Source organism: Rhodococcus sp. CX, assembly GCF_015865005.1.
In the GTDB taxonomy this organism is placed as follows: domain Bacteria; phylum Actinomycetota; class Actinomycetes; order Mycobacteriales; family Mycobacteriaceae; genus Rhodococcus.
The window spans coordinates 1-7,357 of the sequence record NZ_JADZGH010000168.1 but is presented as its reverse complement, the minus strand read 5'-3'; the positions used below and the strand labels follow the sequence as shown (position 1 = coordinate 7,357).

General features: G+C 71.0%; 7 protein-coding genes. 2 read left to right on the top strand and 5 right to left on the bottom strand.

Annotated features, from left to right (window positions below; genetic code table 11):
• Positions 1-367, bottom strand: a 367-nt coding sequence (locus I0Q12_RS33120) for a MarR family winged helix-turn-helix transcriptional regulator (protein ID WP_231610903.1), incomplete at its 3' end; no start/stop codon positions are given.
• Between the two features lie 65 nt (positions 368-432).
• On the opposite strand from I0Q12_RS33120, the gene I0Q12_RS17560 reads away from it, so the two are divergent.
• Positions 433-1,740, top strand: a complete 1,308-nt coding sequence (locus I0Q12_RS17560) for an MFS transporter (RefSeq protein WP_197253116.1) — start codon at positions 433-435, stop codon at positions 1,738-1,740.
• A 342-nt stretch (positions 1,741-2,082) separates the two neighbouring features.
• Positions 2,083-2,853 carry a 5'/3'-nucleotidase SurE gene (gene surE, locus I0Q12_RS17555; RefSeq protein WP_197253115.1) on the top strand — a complete coding sequence of 257 codons (771 nt, stop codon included), beginning with the start codon at positions 2,083-2,085 and terminating at the stop codon, positions 2,851-2,853.
• Between the two features lies 1 nt (position 2,854).
• On the opposite strand, the gene I0Q12_RS17550 is transcribed toward surE, so the two are convergent.
• The 4 genes from I0Q12_RS17550 to I0Q12_RS17535 form a co-directional block, all read right to left on the bottom strand.
• Positions 2,855-3,784, bottom strand: a complete 930-nt coding sequence (locus tag I0Q12_RS17550; protein WP_197253114.1) for a 1-phosphofructokinase family hexose kinase — start codon at positions 3,782-3,784, stop codon at positions 2,855-2,857.
• Between the two features lie 50 nt (positions 3,785-3,834).
• The gene (locus I0Q12_RS17545) at positions 3,835-5,271 is read right to left on the bottom strand and encodes a transcription antitermination factor NusB (protein ID WP_197253113.1); all 1,437 of its coding nucleotides are present in this window, start codon (positions 5,269-5,271) and stop codon (positions 3,835-3,837) included.
• A complete protein-coding gene (gene fmt / locus I0Q12_RS17540; RefSeq protein WP_197253112.1) occupies positions 5,268-6,191 on the bottom strand; it encodes a methionyl-tRNA formyltransferase in 924 nt (307 codons plus the stop codon). The genes I0Q12_RS17545 and fmt overlap by 4 nt, the downstream gene beginning before the upstream one ends.
• A gap of 172 nt (positions 6,192-6,363) precedes the next feature.
• Positions 6,364-7,341 (bottom strand): triacylglycerol lipase, encoded by a 978-nt coding sequence (locus I0Q12_RS17535; protein ID WP_197253111.1) that lies wholly within the window; start codon positions 7,339-7,341, stop codon positions 6,364-6,366.
• Positions 7,342-7,357 lie beyond the last annotated feature (16 nt).

Sequence of the window (7,357 nt, the reverse complement as noted above, 5' to 3'; positions counted from 1 at the left end):
CGCGGCGGGCGACGACGTAGTCGAGTCCCTTGTCCGTGAGTTCGATGAGGGTCGCGCGGGCGTCGGCCGGATCGTCCCGCCGCGTCACCATCCCGGCCTTCTGGAGCGACGTGACGAGCGAGGTCATCGACGGCTGGGTGACGCCCTGTGCCGCAGCCAGGGCAGTGATGCGCAGCGGACCGCGACGACGCAGCGTCGCGAGGGTGGACGAGGCCGTCAGGCTCAGGTCGCGCGGGAGCTGACGCAGGAAGTCGGACATCAGGGAGTACAACACATCCGCGGTGGCTTCCACGGTGCCGACGCCGTCCGCCGTCTGCCGGTTTCGGGTGTCGGCGGGGACGTCGGAGCGAACGGGCATATCGGTCATGGATATCAGTGTAGGCGGACCGCGGCCGATTGCATAGAGCTTCTATATAGAGTATCTATGTATTTGTGTCTTCAACTTCCCTCGCCAGCTCCTTCCGTCAACCCAGGGCGGTGTGGGCGGTCGCGTTCGCGTGCGTGATCTCCTTCATGGGGATCGGCCTGGTCGATCCGATCCTCCCCGCCCTGTCCAGCGAACTGGACGCCACGCCGTCGCAGGTCACGCTGCTGTTCACGAGCTACCTCGTCGTCACCGCGGTCGCCATGCTGTTCACCGGCTGGGTGTCCGGCCGGATCGGCGCCAAACGCACGCTGATCGTCGGGCTGATCCTGATCGTCGTGTTCGCCGCCGCGGCCGGCGCCAGCGGCTCGATCGATCAGATCGTCGGATTCCGGGCCGGATGGGGACTGGGCAACGCCCTGTTCATCGCGACGTCTCTGGCCGTCATCGTGGGCGCAGCGAGCGGTGGCTTCTCCGGCGCGATCGTGCTGTACGAAGCGGCGCTCGGCATCGGTATCGCCACCGGCCCGCTGCTCGGCGGGCTGCTCGGCGACATCAGCTGGCGCGGGCCGTTCTTCGGTGTCGCCGCCCTCATGCTCATCGCGCTGGTCGCCACTGCAGTGCTCGTCGAACCGACGCCGGTACCGAAGGACAAACCGTCGATCGTCGAGCCGATCGTCGCACTGAAGCACCGCAGCCTCGCCACCACGAGCGTCACCGGCCTGCTCTACAACTGGGGCTTCTTCACAATCCTCGGCTACGCGCCCTTCCTGATGCACCTGACCGCGATGCAGCTCGGGTTCGTGTTCTTCGGCTGGGGCCTGCTCGTCGCCCTGTTCGCGGTGTTCGGCGCCCCACTGCTCAAGACGCGGTTCGGCACGCCGCGCACGCTCTACGGCGCGCTGCTCGGCATGGCGGTGGTGTCACTCGTGATCGGGATCTGGGCGGAGAACCGATGGATCGTCGTCGGCGCCGTGATCGTCTCCGGCATCTTCGTCGGCCTGAACAACACGCTCGTCACGACCGCGGTGATGAGCATCGCTCCGGTGCCGCGGCCCGTCGCATCCGCCACCTACGGTTTCGTCCGGTTCATCGGCGGCGGTCTTGCTCCGTTCGTGGCGGGAAAGCTCGTCGAACACTTCGACGCGCACGTCCCGTTCGTGCTGGGTGCGGTCGTGGTGCTGGTCGGCGCCATCGTGCTGAGCACGGTCCGGCCGGCGCTCGACGCCGCCGACCGGGAGGAACAACAACCGGAATCCGCCGAGCGTCGCGCGGCCGAGGATGCCGTGCACTCGGTACCGACCGTCGAGGAGGAAGCAGTCCTCGCCGAAACCGCACTCCTCGAGGATCGGCGATACGGGGCCCGGCGCTCCTGACGGATACGGCGCCGGAAGGGCGGCGCCGCGGACCGGGCCTCGACCGGCCGCACGCCCCGAGCGAATCGATTCGGGGTGAACGGGTACCCCAGGGCATGTCCCGCGCGTGAGGGAGCCCACCCGATGCCCGAGTCCCGCGCCGAATCCGGACGTCACCCTGTGCGACGTGTTCGGCGGGGAGACCGGTCGAATCGTGCGCCATCTGCTCGAAAAGGAGGTGTCGTGTCCACACACGGGTGCGCGAGGAACTCACCCGACGGGGTCGACGACGGGACGCCGCGACCTGGCCACCCGCCTCGTCGAATCGGTCGGCGTTCGGCGCGCCGACGGTAAGGAGTCCTGATGCGCGCGTTGGTGACCAACGACGACGGTATCGACAGCCGCGGCCTCGGTGTTCTCGCCCGGCTCGCGGTCGAGGCCGGACTGGACGTGGTGGTGGCGGCCCCGCACACCGAGCGCAGCGGTGCGAGCGCATCGCTGACCGCGCTCGCCGAGGACGGCCGGCTGGCGGTCACCGAACGACAGTGGCCGGATCTGCCCGAGGTGCCGATCCGAGCGGTGGAGGCCTCGCCGGCGCTGATCGGTTTCGTCGCGGCACACGGGGCGTTCGGCCCCGCACCCGACGTGGTGCTGTCCGGAATCAACCACGGCCCCAACACCGGCCACGCGATTCTGCACTCGGGAACCGTCGGGGCCGCGCTGACCGCGGCAACACACGGCGCGCTCGCGCTCGCGGTATCCGTGGCCTCGGCGGATCCGCAGCACTGGGACACCGCCGAACAGGTTTCCCGCCGCGCGTTGGAATGGGTGATCGAGTCCGGGCAGCGCGGTTCGGTGCTGAACATCAACGTTCCGGATGTTCCGCCGGACGAGTTCCGTGGGCTCCGGTTGGCTCCGTTGGCCGCGTTCGGCGCGGTCCAGGCCGACATCGGGGAGATCGGCAAGGAGTTCGTGACGGTGACCTTCCGGGAGATCCGTGCCGACGAGCGCGACGAGACCGACGCGGGTCTCGTCGCGCAGGGGTGGGCGACGGCGACGGCGTTGCGGGCGCCCGTCGAAGCGGCCGACGTCGACCTGGAGGCACTCCCGTGGACGGGTCCCGGGCTCCCCTAAATCAGCGGGATCGGGCGAGCTCGTAGAACCGGTCGATGTCCTCGCGCCGGCACACGTGACTGCCGGCGGTCAGCAGCGCGGCCGATCCGCAGGCGATGCCGAGCGCGAGCGCATCGCGCAGCGACCGTTCCTGCAGCAGACCCACGACCAGGCCCGCGACCATGCTGTCGCCCGCGCCCACGGCGCTGCGCACCGGCACGTCCAGCGCCGGTACTTCGACGGCGTTGTCGGCGGACACCATGATCGCGCCCTGCGCGCCGAGGGACACCACGACGATCTCGGCGACCCCGGCGTCGACGAGTTCCCGGGCCGCGGCGGACCGGGTCTCGGTGTCCGGCAGGTCCCGGCCGACCCACTCGCACAGCTCGTCGAGGCTCGGCTTGACGAGGAAGACCCCCGATTCGATGCTGGTCAGCGCGTCGCCGGAGGAGTCGAGCACGAATCGGGCGCCGACCTTGTGCGCGACGTCCGCGATGCGCCGCACGAACGTGCCGGGCACGCCCGGAGGGAAGCTGCCGCTGGCGACGACGTAGCGGGCGCCGGAGGCGGCGGCCACCAGCGCCTCGAGGCAGCGTTCCTGTTCGTCGGCGGTCAGCTCGGGACCGGGGGTGACGAACCGGTATTCCTTCCCGGTGCTGCGGTCGATGGCGGTGAAGCACTCGCGGGTGTCGTCGGCGATCTCCACGATGTGCTCTTCGACGTCGTCGTCGTCGAGCAGCCCGCTCATCTGCTTACCGCGTGCCCCACCCGCCGGGTACACCGCCGCAGCGGACGCGCCCAGCACCCGGGCGACCTTCGCGACGTTCACCCCTCCCCCGCCCGCGTCGTAGAACGGTTCGTCGCACCGGAGTTTCCGGGTCGGTACGACCTCGTCGGCGAACGTGGTGACGTCGAGCGCCGGATTGAGGGTCAGGGTGACGATGTCGGGCACGAACTGTCCTTCCGTCCGAGGTGGTGGGCTCGGGTGTCAGCCCGTTGGTGTCAGCCCAGTGGTTTGCGGAGCGCGGCCATGAACATGGCGTCCGTGCCGTGCCGGTGCGGCCACAGCTGGACGCCGGGGCCGGATCCGAGCCGCGGCACCCCCGGGACGAGTTCGCGGGTGTCGAGTTGTTCGACGTCGTGCCGGCGCACCGCGTCGGCGACGATCGCGACGGTCTCGGACACGTGCGGCGAACACGTCGCGTACAACACGACGCCGCCGGGTCGCAGCAGCCCGATCGCCGAGGCCAGCAGTTCCTTCTGCAGCCGCACGAGTTCGGCGACATCGCCGGGCTGCCGCCGCCAGCGGGCCTCGGGACGGCGACGCAGCGCGCCGAGACCGGTGCACGGGGCGTCGACGAGGATCCGGTCGTAGCCGGCGTCGAGACCGGGATCGCGGCCGTCGGCGACGTGCACCGTGACGGGCAGGCCCCGGGTGGTCTTGCGAACCAGGTCGGCGCGGTGTTCGACCGGTTCGACCGCGTCTACGGTGAAGCCGTCGAGGTCGGCGAGGGCACCGAGCAGCGCGGCCTTGCCACCGGGTCCGGCGCACAGGTCGAGCCAGCGGCCGTTGTCGTTCCCCTCGAGCGGCGCGAGCGTGAGGGCACGGGCCACGAGCTGGCTGCCCTCGTCCTGCACCGCGGCCATGCCTTCGCGGACGGCGTCGAGCCGGCCGGGGTCGCCGTGCTCGAGGTGCACCGCGTAGGGCGACCAGGGACCGACCTCGCCGCCGGTCGCGAGCGCGAGTTCCTCGGCGGTGATGACGCCGGGCCGCGCCACCAGGTGCACGATCGGCCGGGCGTCGTCGGCGGCGAGGACCTCCGCCAGTTCTCCGGCGTCGGCGCCGAGCGAGTTCGCGAACGCCTGGGCGATCCACACCGGGTGCGGGTACCGGAACGCGAGGTGTCCGACGGGATCGCGTTCCTGGTCCGGGGCGAGGTCGGCGACCCATTCGTCCTCGGTGCGCTCTCCAACCCTCCGGAGCACCGCGTTGACGAAACCTGCTCTGCCGGAACCGAATTCGGAGCGGACGAGGTCGACGCTGGTCGTGACGGCGGCGTGCGGGGCGATGCGGGTCCGCAGCAACTGGTAGGCACCGAGGCGCAGCGCGTCGAGCAGCGGGCCGTCGATCTCGTCGACGGGACGGTCGGCGGCGGCGGCGATGACGGCGTCGAGCAGACCCTGCGCGCGGGCCGCGCCGTAGGTCAGTTCGGTGGCCAGCGCCGCGTCGCGGGTGTCCAGGTGGCGCTCGCGCAGCAGTCCCGGCAGCACGAGGTTGGCGTAGGCGTCGCGCTCGCGCACCGCGCGCAGCACGTCGCGGGCCGCCAGGCGCGCCGGGTCCACCGCGGACTGCGACGGCCGCCTTGCCTGCCGCGGCTTGCTGTTGCGGTCGCCGGGACCGCGCTGCGATCGGCGGGCCGGTCTGCGGGATTCGGTCACTGTGCACGCACCTTCGGGTCGAGTCGGGCACCGCGGGCCCAGTCGGCGGCGATCATCGCCTTCTTGCCGGGCGGTTGCACCTGCCCGAGTTTCACCGCGGTCGTGGCGGTGCCGACGAGCACCCCGTTCTTGCGGATCGCGATCTCGCCGGGTTCGAGGGTCTCGTCGGTGACCGTCACCGGCCCGACCTTCACCCGCAGCTCACCGATCATCGTCCAGGCTCCCGGCGCGGGCGTGACCGCGCGGATGCGCCGGTCGACGACATGTGCGGGATGCGTCCACGTGATCCGGGCGGATTCGACGGTCACCTTCGATGCGTACGACACGCCGTCGGCGGATTGCGGGACGGCGGTGAGCAGTCCGTCCTCGAGGCCGTCCAGCGTCGATTCCAGCAGCCCCGCTCCGGAGTCGGCGAGGCGGCCGAGCAGGTCCCCGGCGGTGTCGGTGGGCCGGATCGTCTCGGTGACCACCCCGTACACGGGGCCGGTGTCGAGGCCCGCCTCGAGGCGGAAGGTGGTGGCGCCGGTGATCTCGTCGCCAGCGGCGATCGCGGCCTGCACCGGGGCCGCGCCGCGCCACGCCGGCAGCAACGAGAAGTGCAGGTTCACCCAGCCGTGTTCGGGAATGTCGAGCACGGGCTGCGGCAGCAGCGCCCCGTAGGCGACGACCGGGCAGCAGGCCGGGGCCAGTTCGGTCAGCCGGGCCACGAACTCCGGGTCCCGCGGCGAGGCCGGGGTGAGCACCTCGATGCCGTGTTCGTCGGCGAGTTGCCCGACCGCCGATCGCACCACCTTGCGGCCGCGCCCGGCAACCGTGTCGGGGCGGGTGACGACGGCGACGACCTCGTGCCGGGGCGATTCGATCAGCCGGCGCAGCGACGGGACGGCGGGATCGGGAGTGCCCGCGAAGACGACGCGCATGTCAGCGCACCGCCGGGATGCGCCGGATCGGGCGGCCGCGCCGCGGTGAGGTGAGGAACGGGACGACCGAACTTGTCACGAATGCTGCTCCCGGGATTCGACGATGGTGCACCACAGTCTAAGGACCGACCCGGTCCGGAACGGACACCCCGGCCGACACGCGGCCCGTCGGTCAGAAGTTGCTCTCCAGGATGACCTCGGGGATGCCGGTGCCCAGCGCGACCGGCACACAGGGGGCGAGACCGTAGTGGTCCGGGTCGAGGGTCTGCCGGATCAGGCTGAGCGTGAAGTTGTCGTAGGGCATGTTGAAATGTCCGGTCAGGTTCTGCGGGCACAGATCCTGGACCACCAGATTCACCGCGCCGGGCCCGTGCAGGGCGACATTGCTCGACGGCTGGATCACTTCGTCGACGCTGGTGCCGATAGTGGTGTAGTCGACGCCGGGCACGGTGTCGGTGGGGTTGTTCAACTCGGTGAGCAGTTCCGATCCCTGTGCCTGCTGCACGAGCGCGATCGAGAACTGTTCGGCGACGATGTCGGACGCGCCGGGGATCTGCTCGGCGATGGGTCCGAGACCGTAGAAGGTGCCGCCGTAGCTCGGGGAGGCCACCCCGACCCACCGCTCGACCGCGGAATCTCCCCCCAGCCGGTTGATGTAGTAGCGGGAGACGGTCGCGCCCTGCGAGAACCCGACGACGTCGACCTTCTCGGCGCCGGTCTCGGCCCGCACGAGGTCCACGAAGTCCCCGAATTGCCGTGCACTGACCCGGATGTCGCCGGTGCCGTAGTTGTCGGCGTCGGCTGCCTTCCCGTAGTTCAGCGCGTACACGCACCACCCGGAGTCGGCGAGCAGCGGCGCGAGCGCCGCGAAGTCGGTGTAGCTGTTGGAGTCGGTGCCGTGCGCGAGCACCACGGGTCGCGGGTGCTGCGCCGACGGGACGCAGTCGAAGTCGTTGCTGCCCGGTGGGGCCGCGTCGGGGTGATCGTCGGCATAGGCCGCTGCCTGGGCGGAACTCCCGGCCGGGGGTGCGGGGGCGCGGGGCACGCTCGCGGTAGATCCGTCCGGCTGGGCAGTGGCCGAACCACCGGCGATGATCAGGGCGGCGCACGCGGCCGCGAGTACTGCGCTGGTTCGTCGCCCGCCGCCCATGTTCGCGCCTTCCGAC

Coding starts and splice junctions, on each gene's coding strand:
- fmt (WP_197253112.1), bottom strand. CDS start 6,191: ATGCGCGTCGTCTTCGCGGGCACTCCCGATCCCGCCGTCCCGTCGCTG.
- I0Q12_RS17535 (WP_197253111.1), bottom strand. CDS start 7,341: ATGGGCGGCGGGCGACGAACCAGCGCAGTACTCGCGGCCGCGTGCGCC.
- surE (WP_197253115.1), top strand. CDS start 2,083: ATGCGCGCGTTGGTGACCAACGACGACGGTATCGACAGCCGCGGCCTC.